This is a genomic window from Paenibacillus solani, from assembly GCF_050475945.1.
GTDB lineage: Bacteria > Bacillota > Bacilli > Paenibacillales > Paenibacillaceae > Paenibacillus_AQ > Paenibacillus_AQ solani_A.
The window spans coordinates 656,469-671,993 of the sequence record NZ_JBCMXJ010000005.1 but is presented as its reverse complement, the minus strand read 5'-3'; the positions used below and the strand labels follow the sequence as shown (position 1 = coordinate 671,993).

General features: G+C 47.2%; 16 protein-coding genes. All 16 read left to right on the top strand.

The features are described 5' to 3' along the window. Window positions 1-9 precede the first annotated feature (9 nt). The 16 genes from flhA to tsf all read left to right on the top strand — a co-directional run bounded on the left by flhA (window position 10) and on the right by tsf (window position 15,459). On the top strand, window positions 10-2,043 hold the full coding sequence (flhA, locus tag ABEQ74_RS04840; RefSeq protein ID WP_430119998.1) for a flagellar biosynthesis protein FlhA: 2,034 nt from the start codon (window positions 10-12) through the stop codon (window positions 2,041-2,043). Then, window positions 2,040-3,476 (top strand): flagellar biosynthesis protein FlhF, encoded by a 1,437-nt coding sequence (gene flhF / locus ABEQ74_RS04835; RefSeq protein ID WP_430119996.1) that lies wholly within the window; start codon window positions 2,040-2,042, stop codon window positions 3,474-3,476. Before flhA ends, flhF begins: the two co-directional genes overlap by 4 nt. Continuing rightward, a complete protein-coding gene (locus ABEQ74_RS04830; protein ID WP_430119994.1) occupies window positions 3,473-4,360 on the top strand; it encodes a MinD/ParA family protein in 888 nt (295 codons plus the stop codon). The genes flhF and ABEQ74_RS04830 overlap by 4 nt, the downstream gene beginning before the upstream one ends. 38 nt (window positions 4,361-4,398) lie before the next feature. Continuing rightward, the gene (locus tag ABEQ74_RS04825) at window positions 4,399-5,733 is read left to right on the top strand and encodes a protein-glutamate methylesterase/protein-glutamine glutaminase (RefSeq protein ID WP_430119992.1); all 1,335 of its coding nucleotides are present in this window, start codon (window positions 4,399-4,401) and stop codon (window positions 5,731-5,733) included. A gap of 23 nt (window positions 5,734-5,756) precedes the next feature. Beyond that, a complete protein-coding gene (locus ABEQ74_RS04820) occupies window positions 5,757-7,829 on the top strand; it encodes a chemotaxis protein CheW (protein WP_430119990.1) in 2,073 nt (690 codons plus the stop codon). Between the two features lie 49 nt (window positions 7,830-7,878). Then, window positions 7,879-8,340, top strand: coding sequence for a chemotaxis protein CheW (locus ABEQ74_RS04815; protein WP_054402956.1), 462 nt, complete (start codon window positions 7,879-7,881; stop codon window positions 8,338-8,340). Window positions 8,341-8,376: 36 nt separating this feature from the next. After that, entirely contained in the window at window positions 8,377-8,970 is a 594-nt protein-coding gene (locus ABEQ74_RS04810; protein WP_430120919.1) for a chemotaxis protein CheC, read from the top strand. Continuing rightward, a complete protein-coding gene (locus ABEQ74_RS04805; protein WP_430119987.1) occupies window positions 8,963-9,460 on the top strand; it encodes a chemotaxis protein CheD in 498 nt (165 codons plus the stop codon). The genes ABEQ74_RS04810 and ABEQ74_RS04805 overlap by 8 nt, the downstream gene beginning before the upstream one ends. Before the next feature lie 2 nt (window positions 9,461-9,462). Continuing rightward, window positions 9,463-9,867 (top strand): hypothetical protein, encoded by a 405-nt coding sequence (locus ABEQ74_RS04800; RefSeq protein WP_430119985.1) that lies wholly within the window; start codon window positions 9,463-9,465, stop codon window positions 9,865-9,867. Between the two features lie 15 nt (window positions 9,868-9,882). Beyond that, window positions 9,883-10,671 carry a FliA/WhiG family RNA polymerase sigma factor gene (locus ABEQ74_RS04795; protein WP_430119983.1) on the top strand — a complete coding sequence of 263 codons (789 nt, stop codon included), beginning with the start codon at window positions 9,883-9,885 and terminating at the stop codon, window positions 10,669-10,671. 30 nt (window positions 10,672-10,701) lie between these two features. Further along, on the top strand, window positions 10,702-12,111 hold the full coding sequence (locus ABEQ74_RS04790) for a DUF342 domain-containing protein (RefSeq protein ID WP_430119981.1): 1,410 nt from the start codon (window positions 10,702-10,704) through the stop codon (window positions 12,109-12,111). A 56-nt stretch (window positions 12,112-12,167) separates the two neighbouring features. Further along, window positions 12,168-12,479, top strand: a complete 312-nt coding sequence (locus tag ABEQ74_RS04785; RefSeq protein ID WP_430119979.1) for a hypothetical protein — start codon at window positions 12,168-12,170, stop codon at window positions 12,477-12,479. Between the two features lie 29 nt (window positions 12,480-12,508). Further along, entirely contained in the window at window positions 12,509-13,042 is a 534-nt protein-coding gene (locus tag ABEQ74_RS04780; RefSeq protein WP_430119977.1) for a hypothetical protein, read from the top strand. Beyond that, window positions 13,039-13,641, top strand: coding sequence for an endolytic transglycosylase MltG (locus tag ABEQ74_RS04775; RefSeq protein WP_430119975.1), 603 nt, complete (start codon window positions 13,039-13,041; stop codon window positions 13,639-13,641). The genes ABEQ74_RS04780 and ABEQ74_RS04775 overlap by 4 nt, the downstream gene beginning before the upstream one ends. A gap of 238 nt (window positions 13,642-13,879) precedes the next feature. Beyond that, window positions 13,880-14,578: a 30S ribosomal protein S2 gene (gene rpsB, locus ABEQ74_RS04770; protein WP_053492662.1), complete on the top strand. Its 699-nt coding sequence runs from the start codon at window positions 13,880-13,882 to the stop codon at window positions 14,576-14,578. Between the two features lie 230 nt (window positions 14,579-14,808). Further along, window positions 14,809-15,459 carry a translation elongation factor Ts gene (tsf, locus tag ABEQ74_RS04765; RefSeq protein ID WP_430119973.1) on the top strand — a complete coding sequence of 217 codons (651 nt, stop codon included), beginning with the start codon at window positions 14,809-14,811 and terminating at the stop codon, window positions 15,457-15,459. Window positions 15,460-15,525: the final 66 nt, after the last annotated feature.

Here is a 15,525-nt window from a genome sequence, read left to right as displayed (position 1 = left end):
GTCAGTGCAGTGAAAATAAAAGATCTTTCTGTCCTTGCGGGTGTAATTGGCATCGTACTCATGATGATTCTTCCGATCCCGATATGGCTGCTCGATGTACTGCTAATTATCAATATCTCGCTGGCGCTTATTATTTTGTTGGTGGCCATGAATACGAAGGAAGCATTGGACTTCTCGATCTTCCCTTCGTTATTGCTCATCACGACGCTGTACCGTGTTGCGCTCAATATTTCGACAACGAAGCTGATCCTGTCGGAAGCGAATGCGGGTGAAGTTGTCGCAACGTTCGGTAAATGGATAGCCAATGGCGAAATAGCGATTGGATTTATCGTCTTTTTGATCCTTGTTGTTGTACAGTTCATTGTCATAACCAAAGGTTCTGAGCGCGTAGCCGAAGTTGCGGCAAGATTTACGCTCGATGCGATGCCAGGTAAGCAGATGAGTATCGATGCGGATTTGAACGCAGGCCTGATCAATGAACAGCAAGCCAGGGAACGCAGAAGCAAAATCGAGCGGGAAGCTGATTTTTACGGCGCCATGGATGGTGCGAGCAAATTCGTTAAAGGTGATGCAATCGCGACGATTGTTATCATGCTGATTAATCTGATTGGCGGATTCATCATCGGGATCTCGATTCATGGTATGTCATTCGGAGACGCGATGGGCACATACTCGATTCTCACAATCGGGGATGGATTGGTCAGCCAAATTCCGGCTCTTCTGATTTCCACAGCCGCCGGTCTTATAGTTACAAGAGCCTCTTCGGATGGAAATCTTGCCGAAGATCTGACGGGGCAGCTCTTCTCCTACCCGCACCTCTTGTATATTGTTGCAGGAACGGTTCTGCTGTTGGGACTCTTCACACCGATTCATCTGATTACGACCGCTCCGATTGCGCTCATATTATTCATTGCGGCAAGGACGATGCAGAACAACCTGGATCGCAAACAAGTGGAAGTTGAGCAGCTGGAGGAGGAGCAAGAGATCGAAGAAGTCCGGAGTCCAGAGAGCGTGATCAACTTGCTCCAAGTTGACCCGATCGAATTCGAATTCGGATATGGGTTGATTCCGCTCGCAGATGCACAGCAGGGTGGAGATTTGCTGGATCGGATCATCATGATTCGGAGACAGTGCGCACTTGAACTAGGACTTGTAGTACCGGTTATTCGAATTCGCGACAATATTCAACTAAAACCGAATGAATATGTCATAAAAATTAAAGGGAATGTTGTCGGCGGTGGTGAATTATTATTAAATCACTATCTCGCCATGAGTCCCGGGTATGAGGACGATACCGTAACCGGAATTGAAACGTCCGAACCGGCATTCGGACTCCCGGCTCTGTGGATAGATGAAGCTACGAAAGAACGAGCGGATCTTGCCGGTTATACCGTAGTAGATCCTCCATCCGTTGTTGCTACACATTTAACTGAATTAATCAAGCGACATGCTCACGAACTGATTGGTCGCCAGGAGACCAAAGCTTTGGTCGACAACATTCGAGAGACCTATCCTGTTCTTGTCGACGAACTCATTCCTTCCGTTCTGACGATTGGGGAAGTGCAGAAAGTACTAGCTAAGCTCCTTCGTGAGAAAATCTCGATTCGGGATATGGTAACGATTCTCGAAACCCTTGCCGATTACGGACATTACTCGAAGGATCCCGATGTTCTTACCGAATATGTAAGACAGGCCCTCTCAAGGCAGATTACTCAGCAATATGCCCAAGACGGAGAGGCGATGCGGGTGATTACGGTTGGACCACAGCTTGAGAAGAAGATCGCCGAAAGCGTGCAGCAGAGCGATCAGGGAAGCTACCTTGCGATGGACCCTGTGTCGACGCAGAGCGTGTTCCAGAAGCTCAGTGAGCAGGTGAACCGGATTATCCAGATGGGGCAGCAGCCGATCCTTCTTACCTCGCCCGCCATACGGATGTACTTGCGGCAAGTCATTGAACGAAGCATGCAGGATATACCAGTATTGTCTTACAGCGAACTCGAGCCTAACGTCGAAATTCAAAGTGTCGGAGTGGTGAACTTATGAGAGTGAAAAGGTATATCGTCGACACGATGCCTGAGGCAATGCAGCATATCCGTACCGATCTTGGTACGGATGCCGTCATACTAAGCACAAAAGAAACCAAAGTGGGCGGTTTTCTCGGCATGTTTACCCGGAAGAAGATCGAGGTGATCGCAGCGGTAGAGCAAGCGGAGAAAGCCAAAGGCTCTGCTTCAGCCAGACCAAACATTATTCCGTCCGTTCCATCAGGTGCGGTACCCAAGGCATACCAGCGAACGGCGGAACAAGCGAAGCTGGCTTCACCGAGCTCCAAGCCCCAGGTAAGTAATGCGGATAACATATCCGGAGCACAGCAAGATGAGGACTATAATCGATTTGCCACGATTCTTAGTCAGGTTGCCGCTTCTGAACAAATGACCAGGGAACAACGGGCAGATAACCAGGCTTTGCAGACTGCAGCTACCACAGCATTAGAGCGAAACATGGATCTTCCAGAGTCAGCTGCTTCTCCCGCCTCGATGCAGTCATCGGGCGAAAGACAAGAAGAGCCATTAGCTTCTAGACTGGGAATCAGTGAATCCGAAGAGAAAGTTTTGGCAGAACTGAAAGAAATGAAAGAATGGATTGCGAGATTGTCAAGGCAAAATCTCCAGGCGATGCCTATTCCGGAACCGCTGCAGCATATCCGTGATCTGCTCTTGAATCAAGATCTGTCGGCCAAGCTGACGGAAGAGTGGATCACAACTGCTGAAGAGGCTTGGAATGCCAGTCAGATGCAGATGAGTGAGACGGAGCTGTTTGATGTGGTCTATCAGCAGGCTGAGAAATTTCTAGCAGACCGTATCGGGGACGGCGTTCAGCCTGAGACACGGATCGTGTACGTTGCCGGGCCAACCGGGGTTGGCAAGACAACTACAATCGCAAAAATCGCAGCGGAGCAGCTGTTCCGAAACCAGCGCAAAGTGGGTTTCATTACTTCGGATACGTATCGGATCTCTGCCGTCGAACAGTTGCGCACCTACGCCTCAATTCTCAATATTCCGATGGAGGTTGTTCAATCACCAGGTGATATGCAGCGTGCCCTTCAGAAGCTGCAGGAGTGCGATCTGATTTTGATGGATACGGCAGGCCGGAATTACCGAAATGAACTGCTTGTTTCCGAACTCCAGAGCCTATTCTCTCATTCCGATCAAAGTGAAACCTATCTTGTCCTTAGTCTGACTTCGAAGAGCAGCGATATGATCGAAATAGCGGATCATTTCAACAAGTATGTGCTGGATAAGGTTATTTTCACGAAGATGGATGAAACAGGGAGTTACGGGTCCTTGTTTAATCTGCTGGATGCCCATAATCTGCGCCTGTCCTATATGACCAATGGTCAAAATGTACCCGACGATCTGCTGTTGGCTGATGCGAAGCGGTTAAGCCATCTGCTGTTGGGAGCGATTCGCACATGACGGATCAAGCCCAATCGCTTCGTCAGCTCGTCTCGGCACAGCCGGTAGGCAGTCCGATAGCAAAGTCCAATAGAACCGCTAAAATCATAACAGTCAGCAGTGGAAAGGGCGGAGTCGGTAAATCCAATTTCACATTGAACTTTGCCCTGACTATGCAAGCGATGGGGAAAAAGGTTTTGGTGTTTGATGCAGATATCGGGATGGCGAACATCGATGTTCTTATGGGCGTAAGCTCCCAATATAGTTTGTATCATCTTATTCGCGGTGAGAAGCGTATTGAAGAGGTGATTCAGTATGGACCCGACAAGCTACCTTTTATTGCTGGCGGGTCGGGTCTAGCCGACATGATGTCTTTGTCTGAAGCCGAGATGGATTATTTCATAACTGAAATCGAACGCATTGCTTCCGAGATGGATTATATCATCTTCGATACAGGAGCTGGTTTATCCAAGGAAAATATGAAATTCATCGTTTCTGCTGATCAATGCCTGGTTGTCACGACGCCAGAACCGACCTCCATCACCGATGCCTATGCTTTAATCAAAGTAGTGCATGGTATGGACAACCAAGTACCATTCAGCCTGGTGGTTAACCGTGCTGGAGATGAGCAGGAGGCTCGGGAAGCAGCCAATAAAATAATACTGACAGCACAGCGTTTCCTCGATTTGGACATCCAGCTGCTTGGTTCGATTGCTGATGATACGCATGTTGTCCAAGCCGTTAAGAGGCAGATTCCCTTTACTGCAGCTTATCCACGATGCAACGCATCCAGCGATATTAGGAGGATTGCACTACGATACATGGCCGTTCCTGCTGCCACGGAGTCCGAAACTCCGAAGGGAATCAAAGGATTTATGCATCGATGGCTCAAACGTACAAAATGATTCTTTGTTTGGATTAATGGAAACAGAGGTGGACATCTATGAAGCCTTTTCGTGTGCTTGTCGTGGACGATTCTGCATTTATGCGGAAAATCTTTTCCGACTTCATTGAGCGGGACCCGTCTTTTCAGGTTGTCGGAACAGCAAATAACGGACTCGAGGCTGTTGAGAAAGTGATGGAGCTAGACCCTGATGTCATTACACTGGATGTAGAAATGCCGAAGATGAACGGGCTGGATGCTTTGAAGCTAATCATGTCCGCAGGCCCTCGACCGGTCATTATGTTGTCAGGCATTAATGAACAAGGGATGAGAGAAACCATTCTAGCCCTTGAAGCTGGAGCATTTGATTTTATTCGAAAGCCTTCCATTTCTAATGCACTAGATATTGAGCAGGTGCGTTCAGAACTATTAAAGCAACTGAATGCGGCGATGCAGGCTAAACAGCGGAGGGCGTTGTGGGAAGAAGAAGAGCAAAGACGCCGGAGTGTAGACAAAACGGTTCCTCTTTCGCCAAAGCTTTCTGACAAAACGCTGGACAAAAAGCTGCAGGTGAAGGAAACGAGGTCGGCAAATCAAGGAACTGAACAGCGCAGTAAACGTTTGGATTTCCATCCGTTGCCTAAAATGCAAAGTGCTGGTGAGAAGCCAGCTCGAGCAAAAGGGACGATGCCTTCTGAATTCAAGAGCAAGCGTGCAGAGCCTATACCTGCCGTGCATCCTAAACCTGTTGCTCCGCCGAAGAATGAAAATCGACCGCCGCGTGAGACCAAATCTCAGACTTCTTTGGATTTGACAGATGTCGTTGCAGTTGGGTGTTCAACCGGTGGTCCAAGAGCGTTAAAAGTTTTTCTGGAGCAAATACCCGGTGACTTTTGTGCTCCGATCGTCATCGTTCAGCATATGCCGCCAAGCTTTACCAAATCTCTTGCACAACGTTTGAATTCATTTAGTGAGCTTGAGGTCATGGAAGCGGAGCAAGATATGATATTGGAACGAGGAAAAGCGTACATCGCGCCAGGTGGAAGTCACATGAGACTATATCGCTCTGACGGTGGTGATTACCAGATTAAAATAAGTCAGGATGAGATCCGAAATGGTCACCGCCCATCTGTTGATGTGTTGTTCGAATCCCTGCTTCCCCTGACTGAGATTAACCGCCATGCCGTGCTAATGACCGGCATGGGAAGCGATGGGGCGAGAATGATGAAAAAGCTCTACGATGCCGGCGTGACGTCAACTTATGCGGAGAGCGAACAAACTTGCGTTGTCTACGGTATGCCAAGATCTGCTGTAGAGCTCGGGTGTGTGAGCTATATTCTGCCACTTCATGATATCGCACCAAGATTGGTTCAAGCTGTAAACAACGGAAAGTGAACTTGAAGAGGAGGTGTCTCTCAATGGACATGAATCAATATTTGACAATGTTTATTGATGAGTCAAATGATCATCTGCAATCATTAAATGAAAACATGCTTCAATTAGAAAGCAACCCGGACGATATCGGGATCGTACAAATCATCTTTCGATCAGCTCACACGCTGAAAGGGATGGCAGCTACGATGGGATACGAGGATTTGGCTTCACTAACCCACCAAATGGAAAATGTACTCGATCTTGTCCGGAACGAAAAGTTAAAGATGCAGGATTATATCTTTGACACACTCTTCAAAAGCTTGGACGCTCTTGAATCGATGGTGCAGGATATTACCGAAGGCGGAGACGGCAAATCGGATGTATCCTCCATCGTGGCATCTTTACAGTCCATTGTGCGTGGCGAGGGTGCTCCGACAAGTGAGGGAGCCGCTGATGGCGCGAGCCCAGCTGTATCCGTTCAGGGTATTGAACTGGATGAGTTCCAGTTTTCTGTCCTGGATCAGTCCATTTCAGAAGGGCATCAGGTTCTATATATACAAGTTACATTGCGAGAGGATTGCCAACTGAAGGCGGTTCGGGCCTACATGGTATTCGAGGCGCTGGAAAGGTCTGGAGAAATCGTGAAGACCTACCCTGATGTTCAAGAGATTGAACAAGGTGAATTCGATCGCGTATTTTCGTTGTATTACATAACGCAGAGAGAAACTGAGGACATTGACAATCAAATCAAGTCCATCTCCGAGATTGAAACTACTAGCGTTGTAGCTCTTGACCATGAATCCTTACAGCAGATGGTACAGGAGAGCGCGGCAACAGCTGAAGTTGTGAAATCGAACGATTCAGCGGCGGAATCTGCACCTGTATCTTCATCGGAAACTACCGTTAAGACGAATACTGCCAAGGAATCGAAGGCATCTGCTCCACGCAATACAGGAGGAGGCAACCCTTCCAGAACGATCCGCGTGGATATCGAGCGGTTAGATGTGCTAATGAATCTGTTTAGCGAACTGTTGATTGACCGGGTACGGCTTGAACAGCTGGCCAGTGAGTCCAATAATCAGGAACTGACAGATACTGTGGAGCATATGAGCCGGGTAAGCAGCGATTTGCAGAATATCGTTCTTAAACTCCGCATGGTTCCGGTTGATACAGTATTTAACCGTTTCCCAAGGATGGTTCGGGATCTTGCCAAAACATTGGACAAGAAAATTGATTTGATTATTACCGGAGCTGAGACGGAGCTCGATCGTACGGTTATCGATGAAATCGGCGACCCTCTGGTCCACTTACTGCGAAATTCGGCTGACCATGGTGTTGAATCCATTGCTGAACGAATCGCGGCCGGTAAACCGGAAACCGGTACTGTGCATCTGCGTGCATTTCACAGCGGTAACAATGTTTTCATTGAGATCGAAGATGATGGACGCGGCATCTACCGTGAAAAAATCCTGAAGAATGCGATCGGAAAAGGCGTTGTCACTGAAGCAGAAGGTGCATCCATGACCGACGATGAGGTCAATCAACTGCTGTTCGCACCAGGATTTAGTACCGCTGAGAAAATTTCAGATGTTTCGGGACGCGGCGTAGGACTTGATGTGGTTAAATCCAAGATTGTTGCCTTGGGCGGCAATGTTACGATTTACTCAACGCCGGGTAAAGGCACTAATTTTTCCGTTCAGCTTCCACTAACGCTCTCGATCATTGCGGCGATGCTTATTCGGATGGGATCCGAGAAATATGCAATTCCGCTGTCTTCCATTGTTGAGACGGGTATCATCAAACGCGGGCAAGTCAAGCATGTGCATGGCAGCCGCATGGTTCAGTTCCGGGAATCGCTCATACCGATCGTCTCGCTAAGCCGATTCTTTGATGTCCCGGATTTTGATGAAGAAGCCGAAGAGGAAACCGAGATTGTGGTAATCCGTAAGGGAGACCGCTTAGCAGCACTAACCATCGATGATTTCATCGGTCAGAGTGAAATTGTTATCAAGAATCTTGGCAAATATCTTCCGGCCATCCAGGGGATATCCGGAGCGACCATCTTGGGAGATGGACAAGTTGCCCTCATCATCGATGCAAATGCATTTATCAAATAACGGAATTTAACTGGCATGCAGGCAGCACAATCTGAAGGAGGACTTATTCATGGGAGAAGAAATCAAGGTTATTGTCTTTAAACTTGGCGAGGAAGAATACGGCATCGAGGTAGAGAAGGTTCAGACCATTGAGCGAATGATGCCGATAACGCGTGTTCCCAAAACATTTGCTTTCGTCAAAGGGGTTATTAATCTGCGCGGTGTCGTGATTCCGGTCATTAATCTGCGCGGCCGTTTTGGACTTGATGAGATCGATGCAACAGATCAAACACGTATTATTATCGTGGCCGTAAATGAAATGCAAGTTGGCTTTATTGTTGATTCCGCGAGTGATGTCATTGATCTGAATACGGACAACATTGAATCTCCACCTGAGGTTGTCGGCGGAATCAAAGCGAAATATCTTCGTGGTGTTGCGAAGGTAGGAGAGGAACGCCTTCTCGTCATGCTGAATCTATCAGAAGTATTGAACAAGAGTGAGATTATTCAGCTGGAAGGCCTTGAGGAATAGACAGTGGAACTGTTTAAACACGGCAAAGAAATTAAGATGGATGTTCTGAAGGAAGTAGGGAACATTGGAGCGGGCAATGCAGCAACCGCACTATCCCGCTTGCTTAACAAGCCTATCGATATGGCTGTTCCCAAAGTTCAGCTATTGCCTTTTGAACAGATCGCTGAAAGCGTTGGAGGGAGCGAGCAGCTCGTTATTGCCATATTTTTACGGGTTGAAGGCGATGCTCCCAGCAACCTCTTTTTTATCATGAGTCCGGAAGCCGGCAAGAATCTGTTGCAGAATCTGGCGGGCATTGAAGTGTCGGAGGAAGAGCAGTTCTCGGATATGGAACAGTCCGCTTTGGGAGAGATCGGGAATATTCTGGCGGGGTCATACCTATCCTCGCTAGCCGATTTCACCAATCTATCGATGACGCCGACGGTACCGGCATTGGCGATGGATATGGCGGGTGCGATCCTCAGTTACGGGTTGCTGCAGTTTGGAGAAATGGGAGACGATGCCCTCTTAATCAACACGACGTTCCTGGAAGGGCAGAACGAGGTAGAAGGACAGTTTTTCCTGATACCCGACCCACAAACTTTTGCTCAAATTTTCGAAGCATTGGGAGTATCCTTAGAGCATGATTGAAGAACGGAGCATCACGAAGGTAGCAATGGCGGACCTGAACGTCGCAGGTCCAAGTGGTATATTGCGTACTACCGGTCTTGGCTCCTGTGTTGGATTGACGCTGTATGATCCGGTAACGAAGATTGGCGGAATGGCGCATGTGATGCTCCCATCTTCAGCAATTGCTAGAGAAGGACAACTGAATCTGGCAAAATACGCTGACACAGCTCTTCCTATATTATTAAACAAGATGAGAGAGCTGGGAGCCTCTCAGGCACGCATGGTAGCCAAAATGGCCGGCGGAGCTCAGATGTTCGCTTTCGCTGGTTCCGGTGACTCGATGAGAATTGGTCCCCGCAATGTTGAGTCTTGCAAGGAAGGGCTCGAACAGATGGGCATCAAGCTGATTGGCGAGGATACTGGAGGAAATTATGGTAGGACCGTTGAGCTCGACTGCACAACGGGTAAGTTTACAATACGCAGTGTACAAAAGGGCATAAAGGAATTGTAGCCATGAAGGGAAAACTCCGTTTTAATCTGATAGCTGGAATAGTCGGGTTTGTGTTCACATTTATTTTTTCCATCCGTAACAATCTGTGGATGACCAGTATGTACCGGGCACTTCTTGCATGTGCGATCTGGTTTCTTCTAGCGTTCCTGTTGAATTGGGTGCTAGCAGCCATAACGGGACCGCGGGTCGATGGATCAGATGATGAAGAGATGCAGAATGCTCACGAACGAGGAACTGTTCTTGATTTATCTACGCCTGATGAGGATCGGGAGTTGATGGATTTGATTCAATCCGAATCCAGCCGTAAAGAAGGCGGAGAATTTGTACCGCTGAATCCACCTAAGCTGGTCTCAACGAAAGATCCTGAAGAACTGGCCAAGGCCGTTCGTCACCTTACGGAAGAATAAGGAGGGTGAAGGCAATTGGACGAACGTAAAGCTTCTGTGCTGAACCATGGGGAATTATGGAGTGCGTGGAAGGAAGATGGAGACCATGAAGCGAAGAAGAAACTAATCGAATATCATTTGCACATCGTAGACTATGTTTCAAGCCGATTGGCCATCGGTCTTCCGAAGAACGTTTCTAAGGGAGATTTGGCCAGCAATGGGGTAATGGGTTTGATTGACGCCATCGAGAAGTTTGACTACAAACGAGGGCTGCAATTTGAAACTTATGCATCTTGGCGCGTTCGAGGAGCTATTCTGGATTCGTTGCGTCAAGGGGATTGGGTGCCACGTTCTGTCCGTGAGAAGGCGAAGAAGATAGAAACTGCATATCAGAAGTTGGAACAGAAATATTTACGCAGCGTCAGTGATTCCGAGATGAGCGATTATCTTGACGTGACCGAGAAGGAGTTCCGGCATATGCTGCAGGAAGTAGCGGTCATGACATTGACATCGCTGGAAGATCCGATTCGCGAGGAGGAGTCTGAGACCCGAATGTCGCTTTTAATTGATGAGAAGGCGAAGAATCCCGATCATAAGGTCCATGAATTTTTTCTGAGAGAAGCCCTGATGAAGGGAATCGGTAAATTAACTCCGAAAGAGCGGACCGTTGTTTCCTTGCTATATTATGAGGATTTGTCACTCAGCGAAATTGCTGAAGTGATGTCGCTATCACCTTCACGAATATCTCAGCTTCACTCTAAGGCGATTTTGAGACTTCGGGGCGCGCTCGATAAAGATCGGGATTTGCTAATGCAAAACGACTGACGCTTGCCATTTATGAAGGGGGTTCCTGGATTGTCTGTAGATTATGCATTGGATCAATACTTTAGCGTTACGCTATCGGATGACAAGGTTGTCGCCTATATACAGTTCACCAATTGGGAGAAGGATTTTGCGTGCACCGTCGAGGCCCTTGAACAATTCTTAAGAAGTCATCAGGTACGCTATGGTCTTCAGCATGATATACTGCAGCGAATTGCAGAGCATGCGGAAGAATATCAGTATAGCAAGACGCCAATAGCAATGGGAACGGAACCTGTGCACGGGCATAACGGAAAAATTCAATTTACCGTTGATTTTGGAAATGAAGCAAATCTAAAGCCACTAGAGATTGAAGATGGCAAAGTCGATTATAAGGAAGTCATTCGTTTAAATAACGTAAAGAAGGGGCAATTAATCGCGACCCGTATTCCGCCCACCAAGGGAGTTCCCGGAACGGCAGTGACAGGAGAAGAGATTCCGAGCAAGCCTGGGAAGGAAGCTCATTTCAAGGTTGGGAAAAACGTTGTTGTCAATGCCGAGAACAGCGCCATGTATGCTGCGCTGGACGGACTTCTTACCAAAACCGAAAAAGGAAAGATCAATGTTTTTCCGGTTTACGAGATTAATGGTGATGTTGATTATAGTATAGGCAACATCGACTTTGTTGGCACAGTGGTCATACGTGGCAATGTGCTTACCGGATTCCGAATTAAAGCGGCTGGCGATATCCGTGTAACGGGCTTTGTTGAAGGAGCGGAGCTGGATGCTGGAGGCTCAATCGATATATCCGGTGGTATTATCGGTTATAACAAGGGCCATGTTCAGGCTGGCCAGGATGTCAAAAGCTCATTCATCCAAGATGGGAATGTGATTGCTGGTGCTAGTGTATTTGTCTCACAGAGCATCATGCATTCCAATATCCGAGCTGCTCAAAATATCGAGTGCAACGGAACGAAGGGACTTGTAGTTGGCGGTATTCTGCAGGCTGGAGAGAAAGTGGTTGCGCGCACGATCGGTAACAGCATGTCAACAGCCACTGTATTAGAGGTTGGTGTACTTCCCGAGCTGCGGAATGAACTGGCGGATTTAAGAGCCCAGTTGAAGCTTTCTATAGAAAGTATGGATAAAACGGATAAAGCGCTTTATCTCTTGAATCAGCTGGCTTCCTCAGGTCAATTGTCGACGGATAAGCTGGCGCTCCGAGTGAAATTGAATGCCACCAAAAAATCCAACATGGCGGAACAATCTGATCTCAAAGACCGAATGCTGGAGATAGAAAAGATGCTCGAGGATACCGGTAAGGCAAGAGTGAATGTAGTAAAGACGATTTATGGAGGTGCCAAAATCGTCATCGGGCGGTATACCCGGTATATTAAGGACCCCACACAACGGGTTTCTTTTTACTATCATGAGGGAGATATCACCATGGTACCGCTATTGTAGGATAAAAGAGATATCGTATGTGTGTGGAAACGATCCTATCTCATGAGGTGATTCCATTGAGTATGAAATCGGTAGAAATGCAAATTGCGGTACCCAGAACCCATGAAGCGGGGAAGGTGCATAATGAATTTCAGCAACGTCCGATGAACGATCAGGCACTGCTTGCAGGTGAGCAACTTAAGAACAGCCGGGCGGATGCTCAGCGCAGCTCGGAAGTAAGTGAGACGGCAGAAACGGCCGTACGTGATGATGGAAGCCGCCAATCCTCTGGTAAACAACAAGACGGGGGAGAAGCGAAATCGGACGAAATGATGGAGCATCCGGCGGAGCACCCGTATAAAGGCAAGAATTTTGATGTTTCACTCTAGACAATTTAAGGCACAAAGGGGTAATAGATTTGAAACCTTGGATATATATCGTGCTGCTCGGTATAGCGGCAGTATTATATGCTCTGATGCTGCCGAAACGCCGCGAAGAGACCGTGTCCAGTGAACGGGTGGTAAAAGAAGTGGAGAGCACACTTGAGGCTTATATGGCGGAAGTTCAGAATGAGAATGAGCAGCTTGTTGAGCTGGTTAGTCAAATGAAGCAAGAACTTACGGCTAAACAACAAGCGCAACAAGAGCAGGTTAGCGAATTGCGTCAACGCATGCTTGTGGCGGAACAGAAACTGTCCGAATCCGACACCCGGCTGCGTATAGCAGAAGACCAGCTTACCAAGCCCGCTACGTCGTCTGAAGGGTTAGCTGCTGCCACTTCAGAGGTTGAAGATATGCCTCCTCCGGTTCCTTCCATCAAATCCAGATACGCGGAGCTGTTCGATCTATATGAACAAGGGAAATCTATTGATGTGATTGCCAAGAACACGGGCTTTCAACGGGGCGAAGTTCAGCTTATCATCCAGTTGGCCAAACAGGAGGAATCCGTGTGATCAAGAACCGTACATTTATGATGGGCGTCGGCACCGGTCTTGTAATAGGTGCAGTGTTGCTCCAGCTGATGTGGGTCGGTCAAGGCACAACGGCTTCGGTAACGCAGTCTTTAACGAAGGAAGAACTGACAGCTGCTGCGGAGGCATTGGATCTACAAGTTGTTGAAGGTTCGGATGAACTGTTGACAGAGGAGCAGTGGGAAGAGAAGAAGCTTGCTGATAATGATGGCAGTGAGTCAGCCGATAAAGATTCTTCATTGAAGCCTAATTCAGAGAAGCCAGCAATACCGCAGCAGCCGAAACAGCCTGGAGCAGATGCGGACAAGCAAGAATCTCCACAAGTAAATAAGCCAGTGGAACCGAAAACTCCAGCGAAAGTCAAGGCGTCTATACAAGTTAGAATTCCTGCAGGTAACAATCTCAGCGATGTAGCTAACAGTCTCTTGACGGCAGGCGTAATAGAGGATAAACAGGCATTTATTAATAAAGCCACCGAAAAAAAGATCAACAGAACCATTCAGAGCGGCACATATTCGTTTACAGCAGGTGAAAGCTACAATTCGATTATAGCCAAAATCACAGCAAAACCCTCCAGCTAGCACACTTGGTTGAGAGTGGTTTTTCTTTGTGGATCAACTCAGAAATTAATATGCTGGAAGCTCCGGTTATGTACATAAAAGACATTGCAACCTGACCTTGGTTATGTTATAGTAATTGACGGTGTTAAAACACACGCCAGAGTGATTTCATTGAGGGTGCTTTCAGGAATGAGAGTCTTAATGGAAAATGATCTTGGCGGAGGGACACACAAAAACCAAACTTAGGAGGTGCGTGAAGATGGCAGTAATTTCCATGAAACAGCTTTTGGAAGCTGGTGTACACTTCGGTCACCAGACTCGTCGCTGGAACCCAAAAATGGATAAATTTATCTTCACTGAAAGAAACGGTATCTACATTATCGACCTGCAAAAAACGGTCAAGAAAGTTGAAGAAGCTTTCAACTTTGTGAAAAACGTAGCTGGTGAGAACGGTACAATCCTGTTCGTCGGCACGAAAAAACAAGCTCAAGATTCCGTGAAAGAAGAAGCAGAACGTTGCGGTATGTTCTACATCAACCAACGTTGGCTCGGCGGAACATTGACCAACTTCGAAACGATCCAAAAGCGTATCAATCGTTTGAAGCAACTCGAAGCTTGGGAAGAAGATGGCACATTCCAAGTGCTGCCTAAGAAAGAAGTTATCCTTCTCCGCAAAGAGAAAGATCGTCTTGAGAAGTTCCTGGGCGGAATCAAGAACATGAAGGGTCTTCCTAGCGCATTGTTCGTTATCGATCCTCGCAAAGAGCGTATCGCTGTAGCGGAAGCTCGCAAATTGGGTATCCCAATCGTTGGTATCGTTGATACGAACTGTGATCCTGATGAAATCGACTATGTAATCCCAGGTAACGATGACGCGATCCGCGCTGTCAAGTTGTTGACTGGTAAAATGGCTGATGCCGTTGTTGAAGCTCACCAAGGTGAAGAGACAACAGCTTAATCGGGATTAAAACGTATAAAGAATGAATTTAATGAAAAGGGTGGTTGGTAGGTGGATAACCTCTCACTGCCCTTTTTTTAAGATGTCAGGACGGATAACATATGAAATTAACATTCTTCTGGCATGCAAGAGATACTTATAGCGGACTGTGTTTTGAGAATGGTGCATGAAAATGACCGGTATCATAAGCAGAACGCAAACATCAACTTACCAATTTGGAGGGAATTCTAATGGCAGTATCAGCTAGTGCGGTAAAAGAACTTCGCGAAAGAACAGGCGCGGGCATGCTGGATTGTAAAAAAGCGCTTGATGAAACAAATGGTGATATCGAAAAAGCAATCGCAGTTCTTCGCGAGAAAGGCTTGTCTGCAGCAGCTAACAAAGCTGGACGTATCGCAACTGAAGGCGTTGTAGAATCCTACATTCATGCTGGCGGAAGAATCGGCGTTCTCGTGGAAATCAACTGTGAAACCGACTTCGTAGGCAAAACGGATCAATTTAAAGAGTTTGCTCGCGACATCGCTATGCACATCGCTGCAGCAAACCCTAAATATGTTCGTCGTGAAGAAGTGCCAACGGAAGAGCTTGAGAAAGAAAAAGAAATCTTGAAAAACCAAGCTTTGAATGAAGGCAAGCCTGAGAAAATCGTTGAGAAAATGGTTGAAGGCCGTATCAACAAGTACTATGAAGAGTATTGCTTGCTTGAGCAATCCTTTATCAAAGATCCGGACAAAACAATCAACACGCTTCTTAACGAAAAAATCAGCACGATTGGTGAAAACATCTCCATTCGTCGTTTTGCTCGCTTTGAACTTGGCGAAGGCTTGGAGAAAAAACAAGACAACTTCGTTGAAGAAGTTATGTCCCAGGTGAATAAATAAGCCATAAAGGCTAATATAAGTTATAGAAAAGAGTGGAACACACCCGTGTTCCTTCTTTTTTAAGAG